We start from the raw sequence: 17,150 nt of genomic DNA, 5'->3' as shown, positions 1-17,150 counted from the left end.
TTGAACCGCCGTATACCGAACGGTACGTACGGTGGTGTGAGAGGTCGGCTACTCAACTAATGGGTAGCCTCCTACTCGATCGCATTACATAATGTGAACTTAATGATTCACTAATCCCAGCCGTTCCGTTGCAGGAGGATTTCCAATCTCTACACGATCCATTTGGAGCAAGGCATACCGGATACTGTCAAGCAGCGCTTCCCAGCTGGCTTCAATGACATTGCTGGATACCCCGACCGTGCTCCATGTATTGTCTAAGCCCGTCGATTCGATCAACACGCGAACCTTGGCGGCAGTTGCATCCTTTTCGCTAAGCACCCGAACCTTATAATCGGACAAATGAATGTTTTCGATTTGGGGGTAGAACTGAACCAGCGCCTTCCGCAGCGCATTATCCAGCGCATTGACGGGACCGTTGCCCTCCGCGGCCGTATACACCTGCTGACCGCCGACGTTCAGCTTGACTATAGCCTCGGAAATCATATTGCCGTTGCTTTTTTCCACATGCATCTTGAAGGATTCCACCGTAAAGATGCTGACGGATTCCGTAAACGCGTCGCGCAGCAGCAGCTCCAGCGAAGCGTCGGCGCCTTCAAATTGATAACCTTGATGCTCCAGCTCTTTGATCCGGTCGATAATGGCTTTTGTTTTTTCGTTATTGGCGTTGACATCAAGGCCCATTTCAACCGCCTTGGAAATAATGTTGCTTTGGCCAGCCAGCTCCGAAACGAGAATCCGCTGCTTGTTGCCAACCAGCTCCGGCTGTATATGCTCATACGTTTTGGAATCCTTCATGATAGCGGAGACATGAATGCCTCCTTTATGGGCAAATGCTGCGTTGCCCACAAACGCTTGACCAACCGGCATATGCACATTGGCGATTTCGCTTACAAATCGCGCGGTGCTTGTTAATGCCCGCAGCTTCTCCTCCGGCAGGCAGGAGTATCCCAGCTTCAGCTGCAGGTTGGGAATGATGGAACACAGATTGGCGTTGCCGCACCGTTCCCCGTAGCCGTTTATTGTGCCTTGAACCTGACGCGCTCCCGCTCCAATGGCAGCGAGGGAGTTGGCTACGGCCAATTCGCAGTCGTTATGCGTGTGGATGCCGATTGGCGTCGACAGCTCCTGCGCTACGCGGCTAACGATTTCATGTATTTCGCCCGGCATGGTGCCGCCATTGGTGTCGCACAGAACCAGCCAGTCTGCGCCGCCCTCCTGGGCTTTTCTCAAAGCGGCGAGCGCATATTCCGGATTATTTTTGTACCCGTCAAAAAAATGCTCCGCATCATACATGGCTTCCATGCCGGAACGTTTAAGGAAGGCAAAGGAGTCAAAGATCATCGCCAGGTTTTCCTCCAGCGAGGTTTGCAGGGCCGTATGCACATGGAAATCCCATGCTTTGCCGACAAGGGTCGCCGCCGGAACGCCGGATTCAATAATCCGCAGCAGGCTTGCATCCTGCTCAGCTATGCTGTTTTTGCGGCGAGTGCTTCCGAAAGCGGTTAACTTGGCGGTTAGACCCAATGATTTTGCGCGTTGAAAAAACTCGATATCCTTGCTGTTGCTTCCGGGATTGCCGCCTTCAATATAATGAACGCCCAAAGCGTCAAGCTTCTGGGCAATTTTGAGCTTGTCGTCGGCAGACAGGCTGATGCCTTCGCCTTGCGTTCCGTCGCGAAGCGTCGTATCAAAAATCGTAATGTTTCTATTCATTAGTTGTGGGGCCCCCTTCAATAAATCAGCGCAAACGCCTGCCGCATTCATAATTTCTGGCGCAAAACCGGCATTCCGCGAGGTGATGACAGGCTTTTTGAGGCATGATGCCTAACGAGCCTGTATTCATAATTTTATTATTATACCATCCCGATGCGTTAAAGTAGAGAGGTAAAGACATTTTTTTGGCTCGATCAGTAAAAAATAGAGCTTGGCAAAGGGCCATTGACTTCATCGTCTCTAATGGATATGCTGATTTTATAGCTTGTGGAAACAAATGTTCGGGGGTGCGGCGGAGATATGGGAAATGTACAGGAATATTATCCATCTAAAGGAAGGGTTATCATTCATGTAGATATGAATGCCTTTTATTGCTCCGTCCACGAAGCGGAGGAACCCGATGTGTACGCCAACAAACCAACGGCCGTTTCCGGAAGCGTCGAACAGCGTAAAGGCATTATCGTTACTTGCTCCTATGCCGCGCGAGCCAAAGGGGTCAAAACCGGCATGACGGTAGCGCAAGGGATGAAGCGGTGCCCGGATATGATATTGATCAAGCCGGATTTTGATTTGTACCGTAAATATTCCAGAGGATTTATGGAGATTGCAAGGCAATATTCGCCCCTTGTGGAATCCATATCTATAGATGAATGCTATATCGACATCACCGGGTCCAAAATGTTCGGCACGCCGCTGGAAATTGCGGAAGCGCTGCAGCAAAGAATCAAAAAGGAATGGCAGTTGCCTTGCTCCATCGGCCTTGCTCCCAACAAGCTGCTGGCAAAGATGGCGTCCGACATGAAAAAGCCCAATGGCCTGACGGTTCTCCGCATCCGCGATGTGCCGCGCTTGCTGTGGCATAAGCCATGCGGCGATATGTATGGCATTGGGGCAAAAACGGCGGATAAGCTGTCCAAGCTGGGAATAAAAACAATCGGAGAGCTTGCGGCTGCGGAGGAAACAAAGCTGATCAAGCATTTTGGCGTGATGGGCGCCTGGATGAAATCGGCTGCGCATGGCATTGATCATTCCCCCGTTAATGGAAATCACGAGCCCAACAAGTCGATTGGCCATACAACGACGCTTCCCCATGATTTTACGGAAGCGGAGGATATATTCAGAGTATTGCTGAATTTGAGCGATCAGACGGGCCGGCGGCTGAGGCGGCAAGGCATGGTCGCATCCACGGTCCAGATAACGATTCGACGGCCGGATATGACAACGATCACACGCTCGCATACGCTTCCGGTTCCGACCCAATCCTCGGAGGAAATCAATACGGAGGCGCGCCGCTTATTTCTGAAGCATTGGAAAATGGGAGAGCCAATCCGGCTGCTGGGCGTTGCGCTGCAAAATTTGTCGCCGCTTCGGGAGGCTGCGCTTCAGCTGGATCTATTTACCTATGAGGAACAGCCCAAGAAGGATGCGCTCATCAAAGCGATGGATAAGCTAAGGGATAAATATGGGGAGGATGCCGTTTTGACAGCGGGCATGCTTGGCGATGATCCCTCTGCCTTAATCAGGAACAAGCGAATTCGCGGAACCTCCTTGCAAAAGGATGATAGTTTGTTATATATTGATGATTGAAGCTTTCAGACAGAAGCATCTCAAGGATAGGTGCTAGACGGATTTTTTTTCCGTATTCATAAGGAGGGAAACAACATGGCCAAGTTTACATGGGTAGAGAAAGATACCTGTATCGCTTGCGGCGCTTGCGGAGCCACAGCTCCGGATATTTACGATTACGATGACGAGGGATTGGCGGAGGTCATTTTCGACGGCGACAAAAACCGCGGCGTAACGGCAATTCCTGACGATATGTTCGATGATATGCAAGATGCTTGCGACGGCTGCCCGACGGATTCTATCAAAATCGCTGACGAGCCGTTTAACGCAGAAGGCTAAATCACTGTTGCTAAAGCCTGCTTATTTGATAGTTGGCGGGTTTTGGTTATTTTAACAATGTTGGGTATTATATTCAAAATGGCACACAGGCTGGAAACAGCTATGTGTGCCATTTTTTTGTGTTTATCTCGTATTGGCATCTGTTTTGCTATGAAATTATGGACAGGAGGAAAGTTATGATAAACAAAATGGGACTTACCGCAAAAGACCGTTTGTTAATTATTAATGCTGACGATTTTGGAATAACGGAGGGAAGTAACGAAGCCATCGTTAACTTGTTTGAAAATAAATCTATAACGTCTGCATCAATTATTAATGCTTATCCTGCTTCTAATAATGCGATGGATGTAAGTATTAGAAAAGGAATAGAATATATTGGTGTTCACCTGACGCTCACAAGCAGTGACTTGCATCCTTGCACCCCGGTTTTTCAGCAGCAATCATTGAGCAGCTTGATCACAGATGAAGGCTATTTTCACACAGATATTTCTCTTTTGGAAAAAAATGCCGACGAAAAAGAGGTGCGGATAGAACTGGAATCCCAGATTCGAAAATCAATCTTAAAAGGCATTGACCCAACTCATCTGGATAGTCATGGTGGCAGCGTTATGGGATTATTGTCAGGCAGGGATTTTTTGGAGGTAGTATTTGATTTATGTGAAAAGTACCGCCTACCCTTTAATTTGCCGAAGAGGATATTAGAACAGCCCTTTTTTAATGCAGATCAGCTAAAATTATTCCAAAAAAGAATGGCTTCGGCATACGACCGAAAAATAGTGTTGATTGATGATATGGTTTCTCTTCCCTATTGCTCAGGACCCAATTTAGAATATAGCAGGCTGAAGCAGCAGTTGATAGACATACTACAAAGATTGAAACCAGGAGTAACTCAATTGACCGTCCATCCATCTATCCTAACCGACCAGTTAAAAGAAATAACGCATTGTTATGAAGAAAGAGAAATGGAGTATCGCCTGCTACAGGATGACGATGTTAAGAGACTGATTAAACGGGAACAAATCAAACTGATAACATGGAAGGCCATCCGTGACTTGCAAAGAAGTATTTGATGCCATTCATTCAAATGTATTGGAAGTGAATAAAATAAGGCTCCAGCCATATGGATATTTATCCGGCATGTGCCGATATACTTCATAGAACAGGTAGAGAAACAGGCTGGGGGGATGCGTGTGAATAAGCCGGAAGACGTACTTTATTTGAAGCAGTTCGTAAAGCAGCATCCAAACAACAAGATGGGCTGGTATTTGCTTGGCAAACATTACCGCGAGGTTGGCAAGGAGGGCAAAGCCAACTATTGCTTTATACAGGCAGGAGACATCTATGAAGCCTTTGAGGATGAAACCCATCCCATCGCGCTTGCGGAGCAGCAGCTTGCAAGCCTGAAGGATTGGGAAAAAAAGCAGAAGAAAAAACGGCTGGTCTGGCGCATCGCCTTGCTTGCATTACCGCTGCTGCTCTTTGCCCTGGTTGCGCCGGCGCAGCATTATTTGGGCGAAAAATCCCCGCCTGAGGATGATGTCCCTATGACGGTTGAACCTCTTGCGGAGCCTGAGCTTGGCGTTTTATTCGTGCCCCAAAATGAAAGAAGGCCAATTGGTTATGCGCTTAACGGCATAATAGAAGCGGGCAGCGGCGCGCCGGAACGATCCTTTGCTATTACGCTGGAGGAGCGGGAGGGATGGCGAAGCTGGCTGGGCAATGCCAAGTTCTGGCTGTCGGCAACCAAGGGAGAAGGCGCGGGCAAATTCGATGTTGCAATGATGGATCGGGATGCCTGCCAATGCGAGCCTGGAGACAGTGTAAAAGCGAAGGCGCAGTTTGGCGGCTGGCAAGAGGATCAGGAGCTGCATTGGACCGTCATGAGCGGTATTGCTCATTACAAGCGTATGTATGGCAAATGGCCCGCCAATGCATCCGATCTGGTTCGTCCATATCCCAATAACATTTTATCGGGCGACGCCAAGGAAATGGATGCTGTGTTTGCACGCGTATTGGCGCGTCTGAAGGACAAGGAGACAAATGGCGGCGACGGCGCTTCAAGCGAAAGCAATGGCGCGGGCGAAAGTCGAGATAGCGGCAGCTTATCGGTGATCGGCTCAAACGGGCTTTTTCAAGGCGATTGGTCCAAGCCGCTGGAAATCATAATCGACACGTCTAACCACACGCTGGCGGTCGTTCAGAATGATCTGGTTATCCGTAGCTATAAAGTAGGGCTTGGAGGCGACAGAACGCCGGAAGGAACCTTTTATATCGGGGAGAAGGTCAGGGACCCGCAGAGCGAAGACGAAGGCATCTTCGGCACAAGAGGGATGACGCTGTCCAATACGCTGTATGCTATTCACGGCACCAATAAGCCAAACAGCATCGGCAAGGATGAATCGCTGGGCTGTATCAGGATGTATAACGAGGATGTCGAGGAATTATTCGACATGGTGCCTCTCGGGACAACGGTCAAAATTAAAAACGGGAGTCTTCCATCCCGGGCCGAAACGCCTGAAAAAAGATTCAAGCTCGATCCCCAGCAAAATGAAAGCAATCCCGCTAAAGTTTATAAATGGCTGACATAATAATCAAGATGTAAAAATAAGAAGCGCGGAGACGGCGATGATGACGACACCGACTGAAGCAGCGATCCAGATCAGCGCTTTCTTATTGACCTCTTCCTTAGGCTTTTGCTTCATTGTGGCGGGTTTTCTTTTGGCAGCACTCATCATGCATACAACCTTTCTGATTCGAATTTCAATATCCTTCTATAATTATATATTGTAATCGTTTTCGACTTCTGCCGCAATATGACAGGCCTGTAAAGGTCGCGTTCAGACATTATGCGGCTCTTTTCTTTTTGGGCCAAAAGGGATAAACTGTTCGATAGAGTATAAATTTCGGAACGGAGTGACCGGTTTGCTATACAAATCCATACTTAAGCCGCTTTTTTTCAAAATGGACCCCGAAAAGGCCCATCATCTCGTTGTGGACGGGCTGGCCGCGGCCGGCGCAATTCCGGGGGCAACCTCCATCATGAATGCCATGTATGGCGTAGCGGCGACACCTGAGCTGCAAACCGAGCTGTTTGGCATCACCTTTCCGCATCCCGTCGGGCTTGCGGCGGGTCTGGACAAAAACGGAACGGCCAGCGATGGCTTCTCCAGCATCGGTTTTGGTTTTACGGAGGTAGGGACTGTTACCCCAAAAGGTCAACCAGGCAATCCGCAGCCCCGTTTATTCCGTCTGCCGCCCGACGAAGCGCTTATTAACCGCATGGGCTTTAACAATTACGGCGCGGAAGCGATGAAAGAGCGCTTGGACAAGCGCAAGGTGCACCGTGTGCCGATCGCAGTCAATATCGGGAAAAACAAGGATACGCCAAACGAACTGGCTGCTGATGATTATCGGTCATGCATTTCCGTTTTGTACGATTGCGGCGACTTTTTTGTTGTCAATATAAGCTCCCCCAATACGCAAGGTCTGCGCGATTTGCAGCATGGCGACGAGCTGAAGCAGCTGCTGCAAGCGGTCACGAACGAAATGAGCGTTCAAGCGCAGAAGCGTGGAGCTGCACCTAAACCCGTTTTGGTCAAAATAGCGCCGGATATGTCGCAGGACCAACTGGAGCATACTGTACATACAATAAAGGAAAGCGGCGTTGCCGGCATTATTGCAACCAATACCACCTTGTCGCGGGACGGGCTGACTCATGCCCACGCTTCCGAAACCGGGGGCTTAAGCGGCAGGCCGCTTCGCGATCGTTCCACGGAGGTTATAGCCTGTATTTATCGGCAGACGGGAGGCGCGATCCCGATAATTGGCTCCGGCGGCATTTTTACGGCACAGGATGCATACGATAAAATTCGCGCGGGTTCGTCGCTCGTGGAAATTTATACCGCTTTGATTTATAAGGGACCAGGCGTATTGCGTGAGCTGACAAGCGGTCTTACGGAATGCTTGAAAAAGGATGGCTACCGCAACATTGCCGAAGCAGTGGGGGCAGATCATCGTTAGAAACAGGAGGCGGCCGGATGGACGGTAGAGACTGGAGTCTATTTCTACAGCCCTATGAACAAGCAGTTGAAGAATTGAAGGTAAAATTCAAAACCATGCGTACCGAGCTCAAATTGAGGGAAGCTTATGCGCCGATTGAATTCGTGACGGGACGGGTTAAAAAAATATCCAGTATCCTGGAAAAGGCGAAACGGCTAAATGTCCCTCCGGATCAGCTCGACGCCGGAATTGAAGATATTGCGGGTATTCGAATCATGTGCCAGTTTGTTGACGATATTTACCGGGTGGCTGCGCTAATCCGCAACCGGAAGGATCTGGAGCTTGTTTACGAAAAGGATTATATTACCAATTACAAGGACAGCGGTTACCGGAGCTATCACATTATTGTCAAATATCCCGTTCAGACGGCATTGGGCTATAAGGAAGTGCTGGCTGAAATTCAAATAAGAACGCTTGCCATGAACTTCTGGGCGACGATTGAGCATTCCCTTAATTACAAGTTTAAGGAGAGCTTGCCCGAGGACGTAAAAGGGCGGTTGAAGAAGGCTGCCGAAGCGGCGTTTTTGCTGGATACGGAGATGACCAGCATTCGGATGGAAATATTGGACGCCCAGACGGAGTTTGAGGAGCATTCCAATATTGTGACAAAAGTGCTGAGCGGCATCCAGAATTTGTATTTTTATCACCGGGTTCGCGAAGCGGCTCATTATCAGATGAAATTTAACGAGTTGTTCGAGCAGGAAGATTATTTTGGGCTTCAAGCCTTGTCCGCGGACATTCAGTCATCTATTGGAAAGGCTAAAAAAAGCTCTGACCAAGACTGACAGGACCATAAGCGGTTAGTCGGCTCTGCTTGAACGCCCTCGATAAGCCAACAGCCTCCGCCTGCCTCCCTATGGGGAGATGCAAGCGGAGGCTGTTTGGCTGGTTGTGTAGCAGGCGGGCCTGCGTTCAGGTTTGCCCCGACGTTTTAGGTTTAAACTTCGCATCAATGGCTTCGCGGATTTCGTCGGTGTTTTTGCCTTGCTTTTTAAGGGCGATGACTTCCTCCATCTCCATTTTGCAAATGCCGCAGCCCGTACTGTGATCGGTCCAGGTTACGGCGCCTTCATCGGCGGGATGTTCAACCCAATAGCAGCGAAGCAAGGAATCATGGGGATCGTCGATCTCTGTCCCTTGCATGCATCCGCAATAGCAGTTCATACCGCTCATAATGTCGGCATGGCTGTGCACTTGGGCGTACAGCTCCTTCGTCAGCTTGGTATGCTCGTCCAGAAAACCCGGCAGCGTATCAGCCGATGCGGTGGTTTGCCAATGCTCGGAGCCATGCAGCTCGGCGTGGCTGCCCTCTTCCTTGGCAAGGCCGCAGGCGGTTAGCAGCGTGACCAGCGCAAAGCCGAATACCAATGTATACATGATGCCGCGCGGTGTAAAGCGAAAGGAGCTTTCGGAGCCGCCCTTCGATAATTTACTCCTACTGCCGTTCTCCGAGACGCCCGGTTGATGGCCGTTCTGACTCACTGAGCCTCAGCTCCCGAATATTTGGTGAAGAACGCCCGGAAGTCATCGATCGTATAACCGACGTCCGTGCCTTCTTCCCTTATTCCGCTTTCCATTCGGTCCACTTCAACGCCGTCTTTGAAGTAAAGCAGAGTAGGCGTATAATTAATATTCATCTTGTTGTTGTATGCGGGAAATTCAAGCAGATTAAATTGCGGCATATCGATGCCCAGCTCTTGTACAAGCGGCACAAGCTGCGGTGTAGTATATTGGCAATAGATACAAGAGGAGGAGAACATGTATACAAAGAAATCCTCTTTGTCCGCAATCTTCTTGTCCAATTCCGCCGGCAATATGATATTCTGATAATTGGGATCTTTCAGTTGGGCGCGTGTTGCAGGATTGAGATCATTTACTTTTTTGTCATAAAGCGCATTTACGGGACTCATATTGCTGACTGCAAAGATTGATCCGAACAACACCACGACAATACCGATGTACACGTAAATCATTGGGAATTTTTTCTTTCTGCTCACTGTTTTTTTCATTGGCTTGCTTACCTCCGTAAAAGGATTAAATGAATGCCGTGATGGATCGCACACCGCACTTACTTTTTATTATATACCAAACAAGAGTAGGTTTGTAAATGAGAGCAAAGCTCCAATAGGGACATGGAAGGATGAATATATGAACGAAACATTGCCCGCAGCGTTTCTGGACAAAATGAAAGGGCTGCTTTTAGAGGAATATGAACAATTTGTGAATTCCTATAATTTCCCTCGGGCTTATGGGCTTAGAATCAATCCATTAAAGCTGGATGCGGGAAAATGGCATGAACTGTTGCCAATGGGAAAACATTCGCAGCCTATACCATGGAGCAGCGATGGCTTCTATTATTCCGAAGAAGACAGGCCGGGCACCCATCCCTATTATAACGCCGGCTTGTATTATATTCAGGAGCCAAGCGCTATGCTGCCTGTGGAATTGCTGGACGTGCGTCCAGGACATCGGGTGCTTGATTTATGCGCTGCTCCCGGAGGAAAATCAGTCCAGATCGGCGGGCGCCTGCTTGGCAGAGGCGTGCTCGTATCCAACGATAATGCGTATGAGCGCACAAAGCCGCTAGCGAAAAACATAGCTATGGCCGGCATCCGCAACGCTATAGTACTAAATGAGGAGCCGGAGCGTTTGGCGGCCGTTTTTCCCCTCTGGTTTGACCGGATATTGGTGGATGCGCCATGTTCGGGAGAGGGCATGTTTCGAAAGGACGAGAGCATGGCTGCGTCCTGGGAGAGGCATTCCGTTGAACGCTGTTCTGCCATGCAGCGGGACATTTTGATCCATGCCGCTGCCATGCTGGCGCCTGGCGGGCAAATGCTTTATTCTACCTGCACGTTTTCACCAGAGGAAAACGAAGAACAAATTGCGTCCTTTTTGGCTGCAAATCGAGATTTTTCGGTTGTTCCTTTACACCCTGTAAGCGGCCTTCAACCGGGGCGGCCTGATTGGATCGGGGAAGCTGCTGCTAAGCTGGCGGGGAAAGACGTTACGGACAGCTTGAAGGGAGCCGTCCGGGTTTGGCCGCATCATACAGCAGGGGAAGGCCATTTTGCCGTTTTGCTTACACGGCACGCTGAAGCTTCTAAATGCGGTGAGAACCTTCAAAATGAAAGAAGCCGGGAAAATCTTGATGATGTCTCGCGAGCACGTGAACCGAAGCAAGCTTTCACGGACAAGCCTGGTTCATTGCGCTCAGCCGCGGGGGGACGAGCGAAAGCAACGATGCAAAATTCAACGCGCAAGCAAGGAGCCGGGTACCCGGAATCGCCGATGAGCCGCAATAGCCGAAAGTCTCGTGACGGCCAAAGCCATGGGGCAACAAGCGGCGAACGGGTAGACCCTATCGCGGCATGGGAGTACTTTTGCCGGGAAAACCTGCTGCTTGATGCAGCCGAAGATGAAGTGGCGGAGGCTTTTCAGGATAAGGTTTTTTTCAGGTATAGGGGTTTGCCCTCATTGGAGGGGCTTAAGGTCATTCGCGGGGGCTGGCTGCTCGGCGAAGCCAAAAAACAACGCTTTATTCCTTCCCAGCCGCTGTCGATGGGATTGAAGGCGGAGCAAGCGGCGCGAAGTGTATGCTGGAGCTGTCAGGATGATAGGGTATCCCGGTTTTTGCGGGGGGAAACCTTGTTTATTGAGCCGGAGGAGCTGCTGCTTCAAGGCGGAGTGTCCGCAAAAGGATATGTTCTGGTATGTGTAGACGGCTTCCCGCTTGGATGGGGAAAGTACGTGGATGGTATGTTGAAAAATGAATTGGCTGCAGGTTGGAGGCGAATCTGAATGAAGGAACGTCTGCGTATCGATAAGCTGCTTGCCCATGCGGGCTGCGGCACCAGGAGCGAAATTAAACGATATGTCAAGGCGGGCATGGTTACAGTAGACGGAATAACGGTCAAGGATAGCGGGTTAATCGTCGTGCCTTCGGAGCAAGTCATTGCTTTTCAAGGCGCTCAGGTGCATTACCGGAGTGTGGTTTATTTTATGCTAAACAAGCCACAAGGCGTTATATCCGCAACGGAGGACGCAAGGGATACAACCGTGATCGACCTGCTTAAACCGGAGGATAATCTGCTTAAGCCATTCCCGGTTGGCAGACTCGACAAAGATACCGTCGGCTTGCTGCTGCTGACCAATGACGGAGCTTTGGCGCATGAGCTGCTGTCACCGCGCAAGCATGTGGTGAAAACCTATGAAGCCATGGTGCGGGGCAAGGTTACCGATGAGGATATATTGGCGTTTTCGGAAGGCGTTGAGCTGGAGGACGGTTATATAACGATGCCTTCAGAGCTGCAAATTGTTACAAGAGATCATGATGATGAAGGCGATTTGACCTCTATTTCGCTAAAAATCAAAGAAGGCAAGTTCCATCAGGTTAAACGGATGTTTCAAGCGGTAGGCAAAACCGTCCTAACTCTGAAACGGGTAACGATGGGCCCGCTCGTTTTGGATGAAGGCCTTGCCGAGGGGCAATACAGAGAGCTGAGCCAGGAGGAGCTGCTTAGCTTGAAGGAGCTTCAGGGCGGGAAGCAGGGGAAAAAGAGTTGATGTCTGCCGTCATGTAAAAAAAGGAGACCCCTATATAAGTTGAACAATAGAAACAAGCATTAGGCCAGAGTGTAAATGGTTCGTCGCAGCATGAAAGAGAGACGGGAGTGGGAGAGATGAAAGGAAACTTTGGAATCATCGCATTGGATGTGGACGGAACGCTGCTGAATGACGAGCATGCCTTGGTGCCGGAGGTAAAGGAGGCTGTTCGCGAAGCGGCGCAAACAGGCGCGGAAATTGTTTTGTGTACGGGCAGAGGGCCGCGAGCTGCCATGCCGATTATGGAAGAGCTGGGTCTGGCGGGAACGATGATTGTCCATAATGGAGGAGCGACGGTGTCGTCAAGCGACAGCCGCGTGATCAGCCAATTTAAGCTGGATAGCGATAAGCTGAAGCCGTTTCTGGAAACATGCCGCCGGGAAGGGCTTCAATTTGACTTGAATACTGCCTTTGACGTGATGGTGGAGCAGCTTTCGGAGGAAGCCAGGGCTGTTTACCAGCATTTAAACGTTCGGCCTGTTATGCTTAATAGCGGCTACCCGCTGCCTGATGGCTTGATTAAAATGTCCGTATTTGGCCAAATAGAAGGAATAGATCGTGTTCAGCAGTATTGGGAGGGACAAGCACAGACGTTGCAAATTATTCGCAGCGGCGATTATTTTATTGATATTCAGCATCCCGGCGCGAGCAAGGGAGACGCATTAAAAGAGCTGGCCTTGCAAAGAGGCATGCCGCGTGAACGAATATTTTCTATCGGCAATTATTATAACGATATTTCCATGCTTCAATTTGCTGGTCTTGGCATAGCGATGGATAATTCGCCGGACGCTGTCAAAGCGGCGGCTGACGCCGTTTGCGGCAGCAACAACGAAGCCGGAGCAGCGGCAGCGCTGCGCCAATATGTGTTAGGTCAGCCGGCTTGAATAATGCTGTTGTCCATGGCAAGCAAAAGGACCTCATTTCCGCTTTCACGCGGAAATAGAGGTCCTTTGTTTAGTTTATAGAGTTCATATAATAAGTCTGCAACGCTTCCTTGATGTTCAAAGGGTTGCGCATCAAGTCTTTGGCGCTGAAAAAGACGTCCCCGGTTATTTGCGGATATTGCTTGTTGTAGTCGAGCTGGTTGACCAGCTCTTGCGCGCTGTCCCAGCCCGCTTCTTTTGTGCCCAGCTTGTACGGGGAATGCCCGATATATAAGTCCACTCCGGTGCCCTGAACCTCTTGCACCCACCAATCTACCAATTTATCATACCTCGCAACGGGTAAAGAAAGGCTCCAATAAAGCTGCGGATTAATATAATCAATCCAGCCCTGCTTGATCCAGGTGCGAACATCAGCAAACATGCTGTCATAAGCGGTTACGCCGGCTTTGGTATCGGAGCCGGTGGGATCATCCTTCTGGTTCCGCCAAACGCCAAACGGGCTGATGCCATAGCTGATGTCGGGATTTATTGCCTTTATGGCCAGTCCCAGATCACGGACAAACATATTAATGTTGTTGCGCCGCCAATCTCCCTTGGAACGGAGCTTTTCGGGATTATAGGCTTTAAAGGCGGCATCATCGGCAAAAGCTACATTGGAGGGATAAAAATAATCATCCAGATGAATGCCGTCAATGTTATAGTTTCGCGCAACCTCGCTTATCGCCTCAATAATATGCTGCCTTGCTTGCGGCACGCCGGGGTTAATGTACAGCTTGTTGCTTGCGTTAACGATCCAGTCCGGCTGCTGCTTAGCAATGTGATTGGAGGCCAATTTCTCTAGCTTGGCATCAACGCTGGCACGGAAAGGATTAAACCAGGCATGGAACTCCATATTCCGCGCATGCGTTTCTTCAATGATAAGCGCCAGCGGATCATAACCGGGCGCCTGTCCCTGAGTGCCTGTCAAGGATGTGGCCCATGGAACGAGAAGGGAGGGGTAGATAGCGTCGGCTGCGGCGCGCACCTGAACAAATACGGCATTTATGCCCAATGCCTGCAATTCGTCAAGCAGCTTCCGGTATTCGTCCATTTGCTTAACGGCATTGCCATAGGATGCCGTCGATGGCCAGTCCAAATTATATACCGTTGAAATCCAAACGCCGCGTAGTCCGGCTTGCTCCGGTTCCTCAATGCCTGCGTCGATATTTCCATCGACCGGGTCTTGATCCGGCTGCTCCAGGGCGGCGCCTTGCGTCGTTAGCGTAATTCTGCGAAGCTGCTGGCTCCAATCCACCTTTAAGCCCAATTGCTCGCTGACAAAACGAAGCGGCACCATCATACGCTTGTTTTTGAGCTCGACCGATGCTTCCAGCGGGATGGCTTGTCCGTTGACTGTCGCTATTTTGGAGCCCTTTTCCATCATCAAATATGTATTGTCTTTTCCGGCGATAACAACCTGCTGATCCTTTTCATTCCAGACTACTTTTGCGCCTAATTCCTCGCTAATCACGCGTAAAGGCACCATTGTTACAAAAACTTTAGGCAGAATATAAGGCGGGACATCACTTTGAATGACTTTACCGTCCAGTATGATTTCGATTTCCTTGCTGCCGCTGCTTGCTCCATCCGGAAGCGCCGCGGCTTGAGCGGACGGAATGGCAAGTGCCAGAAACATCATCACAATCAGCAGCCAGCCGACCGTCTTTCTTGCTATCATTTTGTTGATAACCTCCTGTTTTGCTCTCGAATAAAGCCGTTTTGCAGTTAGACGCATGAAGGAGGTTGTTTGTTGCGGCGAAGCTATGAAATCACAAAGAAAACCCCCTCTTGCCGGGCGATGAAATCATCGCTGCAATAAGGGGGTTCTCATGTGCGCTGGAGCCTAGCAGGCTCTAGCGCGATTTCACGAAGGGGATGTTCCGTCCGTTACAGAAAAGTTCTAGTAATGATGACCAGAAGAATAAACAGAACCAGGATTACACCCGCCGACGTGTAGCCTCCATACACACCTGACATGCCAAAGCCTCCCGAACTACTGTATTGCCTAAGCCGAAGCGCCATAACTGGCAAATTGCATATCTTCGGCTATCGGCATATTTCACTATATGATAGTATGGGAGTTTTGCTTGGACATTTGCCGGAATATTTGGAATAACGGCGATAGACCGGAAGACTAGCAATTAGCGTCTTCCACGTCCGCCAGGCTTATTCTGGCGGCTGTCTCTGCCAGAACGCTCCTTGCCTCCCGATTGGCCGCCTCGTCCCGAGCCGTCCCGGCTTCCGCGAGCGCCTTGATTGCGGGAGCCTCCGCCGCTTCGCTCATTCCGGCTTCCGCGAGAACCGCGCTGTGAGGTTTCGCCGGTTTCCCAAGGATTACCGCTTCCGACAGCCGCCGTCGCGGAACCGTTTTTGCGGGCGGAGCCGCGTCCGCCTGCCGCTGAACCTCTTCCTTCAGCAGATAATCCTTTTCCTGCTTTGAAACTGCGGCCTTCGGAGGGACGTCCTGCTGCCGCGCTGCGCCTGTCTGACGCGCCGCGTCCAGCTCCGGCGCTTCGTCCTGAAGCACCGCCGCGCCTTCCGCCTCTGCCTTCCGCATCCCGGCCGGATGCTTCTCCGCGCCTTCCGCCCCTGCCTTCTGCGCCGCGAGCCCCTTTACGGGCCGAACCGCGGCCTGCCGATTCCTCACGATCTCCGGTGCGGCCGGAGCCTCCGCGAGAGGCGCTGCTCCTGCGTGCGGAGCCTTGTCCATCGGAAATCTGGCCATCCCGGTCTATCGAGACGCGTTTCAACGCAGCTTGTATGCCGCGTTCGACTGCGGCCAGCTTGCCGGTATCGTAAGGCGTAGCCAGCGTGACGGCCATGCCGTTTTGCCCGGCTCTGCCTGTACGGCCGATCCGGTGAATGTAGCTTTCTGCGTCAAGCGGCATATCGTAATTGTAAACATGGGTAACGCCTTCTACATCCAGGCCGCGCGCCGCAACATCGGTTGCGACCAGAATTTGCAAGCGCGCCTCGCGGAAGCGGCGCATGACCTGCTCCCTTTTGGCCTGAGTCAGGTCGCCGTGCAGCTCGTCGCTGACAAGGCCGTAGTCCTGCAGCGCTTCATTCAGCTTTTTCGCACGTACCTTTGTCCGGCAGAACACAACCGCCAAATATGGCGTGTGCTGCTCCAGCAAATGGATAAGCGCGCTTTGTTTACCCCGATCCGTCGTTTCAACAACTATCTGGTTGATGCTGTCCAGCGTGACATGGCGGCTTTGCACCGTTACATCCGCCGGATCATTCATATATTCGCCCGCCAGCCTGCGAACGGCATCCGGCATTGTGGCGGAAAACAGCATGGTTTGTCTCGCTTTTGGCGTCTGGACAATAATTCTTTCAACCTCGGGAAGGAAGCCCATATGCAGCATTTGGTCGGCTTCATCCAGCACCAGCATCGAAATTTTACCCAAATTGACGGTGCCGCGGTTCATATGATCAATCAGACGCCCCGGCGTCGCAACGACGATATGAGGGGAGTTCTGAAGCTTGCGAATTTGCGCATCAACGTCTTGACCGCCGTAAGCGGCAAGAACGGTAGCTCCTACAACCGGCGCGAGCTTTTTCAGCTCTACCGTAATTTGCAGCGCCAGCTCCCGCGTAGGCGTCAATATAAGGCCTTGAACCTGCTCCTTGCCGGTTTGGATTCGCTGCAGCATGGGAAGGGCGAACGCAAGCGTTTTTCCCGTGCCTGTCTGGGCTTGGGCAATAACGTCTTCCCCTCTGAACAACCGCGGAATACTTTGGCTCTGGACAGCCGTTGGCTCATTGATGCCGTTTTGGGATAAGGCTTCACAAAGCTCCTGCTGTACGCCAAGAGCTGCAAATGACTTTGACATTTCTATAATTCCTCATTTCGTAACATTTCGTATTGAAGCTAAGTATAACAGTTGGCGAAGACAAGTGCATCTCCGAATTGCTTGTGTTATGTTAAAAATGTAAGTT

Annotated in this window: 16 protein-coding genes; 9 read left to right on the top strand and 7 right to left on the bottom strand. The window is 50.7% G+C overall.

From position 1 onward, the window contains the following. Nucleotides 1–99: 99 nt before the first annotated feature. Entirely contained in the window at nucleotides 100–1,713 is a 1,614-nt protein-coding gene (gene cimA, locus A7K91_RS22550) for a citramalate synthase (protein WP_068686730.1), read from the bottom strand. Between the two features lie 300 nt (nucleotides 1,714–2,013). Here cimA and A7K91_RS22545 point away from each other — a divergent pair, with 300 nt between their 5' ends. From A7K91_RS22545 to A7K91_RS27325, 4 genes are all read left to right on the top strand, one after another. Continuing rightward, a complete protein-coding gene (locus A7K91_RS22545; protein WP_068686729.1) occupies nucleotides 2,014–3,300 on the top strand; it encodes a DNA polymerase IV in 1,287 nt (428 codons plus the stop codon). A gap of 75 nt (nucleotides 3,301–3,375) precedes the next feature. Next, nucleotides 3,376–3,618, top strand: coding sequence for a ferredoxin (locus A7K91_RS22540; protein ID WP_068686728.1), 243 nt, complete (start codon nucleotides 3,376–3,378; stop codon nucleotides 3,616–3,618). Nucleotides 3,619–3,794: 176 nt separating this feature from the next. Next, entirely contained in the window at nucleotides 3,795–4,688 is an 894-nt protein-coding gene (locus A7K91_RS22535) for a polysaccharide deacetylase family protein (protein ID WP_068686727.1), read from the top strand. 120 nt (nucleotides 4,689–4,808) lie between these two features. Then, nucleotides 4,809–6,206 (top strand): L,D-transpeptidase, encoded by a 1,398-nt coding sequence (locus A7K91_RS27325; RefSeq protein ID WP_169833444.1) that lies wholly within the window; start codon nucleotides 4,809–4,811, stop codon nucleotides 6,204–6,206. A 3-nt stretch (nucleotides 6,207–6,209) separates the two neighbouring features. Here the strand turns inward: A7K91_RS27325 and A7K91_RS26590 are convergent, their stop codons facing one another. Further along, nucleotides 6,210–6,353, bottom strand: a complete 144-nt coding sequence (locus A7K91_RS26590; RefSeq protein ID WP_156739756.1) for a hypothetical protein — start codon at nucleotides 6,351–6,353, stop codon at nucleotides 6,210–6,212. 187 nt (nucleotides 6,354–6,540) lie between these two features. On the opposite strand from A7K91_RS26590, the gene A7K91_RS22525 reads away from it, so the two are divergent. Both A7K91_RS22525 and yjbM read left to right on the top strand, forming a co-directional pair. Beyond that, complete coding sequence (locus A7K91_RS22525) at nucleotides 6,541–7,638, top strand: quinone-dependent dihydroorotate dehydrogenase (RefSeq protein WP_082967683.1); 1,098 nt, start codon at nucleotides 6,541–6,543, stop codon at nucleotides 7,636–7,638. A gap of 17 nt (nucleotides 7,639–7,655) precedes the next feature. Next, complete coding sequence (gene yjbM, locus A7K91_RS22520) at nucleotides 7,656–8,462, top strand: GTP diphosphokinase (RefSeq protein WP_068686725.1); 807 nt, start codon at nucleotides 7,656–7,658, stop codon at nucleotides 8,460–8,462. A gap of 127 nt (nucleotides 8,463–8,589) precedes the next feature. On the opposite strand, the gene A7K91_RS22515 is transcribed toward yjbM, so the two are convergent. Beyond that, on the bottom strand, nucleotides 8,590–9,159 hold the full coding sequence (locus A7K91_RS22515) for a PCYCGC motif-containing (lipo)protein (protein WP_082967682.1): 570 nt from the start codon (nucleotides 9,157–9,159) through the stop codon (nucleotides 8,590–8,592). Further along, nucleotides 9,156–9,686, bottom strand: a complete 531-nt coding sequence (locus A7K91_RS22510) for a thioredoxin family protein (RefSeq protein WP_068686724.1) — start codon at nucleotides 9,684–9,686, stop codon at nucleotides 9,156–9,158. The genes A7K91_RS22515 and A7K91_RS22510 overlap by 4 nt, the downstream gene beginning before the upstream one ends. A gap of 139 nt (nucleotides 9,687–9,825) precedes the next feature. On the opposite strand from A7K91_RS22510, the gene A7K91_RS22505 reads away from it, so the two are divergent. The 3 genes from A7K91_RS22505 (at nucleotide 9,826) to A7K91_RS22495 (ending at nucleotide 13,166) form a co-directional block, all read left to right on the top strand. After that, complete coding sequence (locus A7K91_RS22505; protein ID WP_068686723.1) at nucleotides 9,826–11,478, top strand: RsmB/NOP family class I SAM-dependent RNA methyltransferase; 1,653 nt, start codon at nucleotides 9,826–9,828, stop codon at nucleotides 11,476–11,478. Further along, nucleotides 11,479–12,243, top strand: a complete 765-nt coding sequence (locus A7K91_RS22500) for a pseudouridine synthase (RefSeq protein ID WP_068686722.1) — start codon at nucleotides 11,479–11,481, stop codon at nucleotides 12,241–12,243. Nucleotides 12,244–12,359: 116 nt separating this feature from the next. Then, nucleotides 12,360–13,166 (top strand): Cof-type HAD-IIB family hydrolase, encoded by an 807-nt coding sequence (locus A7K91_RS22495; RefSeq protein ID WP_068686721.1) that lies wholly within the window; start codon nucleotides 12,360–12,362, stop codon nucleotides 13,164–13,166. 70 nt (nucleotides 13,167–13,236) lie between these two features. On the opposite strand, the gene A7K91_RS22490 is transcribed toward A7K91_RS22495, so the two are convergent. The 3 genes from A7K91_RS22490 to A7K91_RS22485 form a co-directional block, all read right to left on the bottom strand. Beyond that, nucleotides 13,237–14,883 carry a family 10 glycosylhydrolase gene (locus tag A7K91_RS22490; protein ID WP_068686720.1) on the bottom strand — a complete coding sequence of 549 codons (1,647 nt, stop codon included), beginning with the start codon at nucleotides 14,881–14,883 and terminating at the stop codon, nucleotides 13,237–13,239. Between the two features lie 209 nt (nucleotides 14,884–15,092). Then, nucleotides 15,093–15,182 (bottom strand): sporulation protein YjcZ, encoded by a 90-nt coding sequence (locus A7K91_RS26240; RefSeq protein ID WP_082967681.1) that lies wholly within the window; start codon nucleotides 15,180–15,182, stop codon nucleotides 15,093–15,095. A gap of 164 nt (nucleotides 15,183–15,346) precedes the next feature. Then, entirely contained in the window at nucleotides 15,347–17,044 is a 1,698-nt protein-coding gene (locus A7K91_RS22485; protein WP_068686719.1) for a DEAD/DEAH box helicase, read from the bottom strand. Between the last annotated feature and the right edge of the window lie 106 nt (nucleotides 17,045–17,150).

The organism is Paenibacillus oryzae, assembly GCF_001675045.1.
Classification (GTDB): domain Bacteria; phylum Bacillota; class Bacilli; order Paenibacillales; family Paenibacillaceae; genus Pristimantibacillus; species Pristimantibacillus oryzae.
This window is presented reverse-complemented; position numbering and strand designations above follow the sequence as displayed.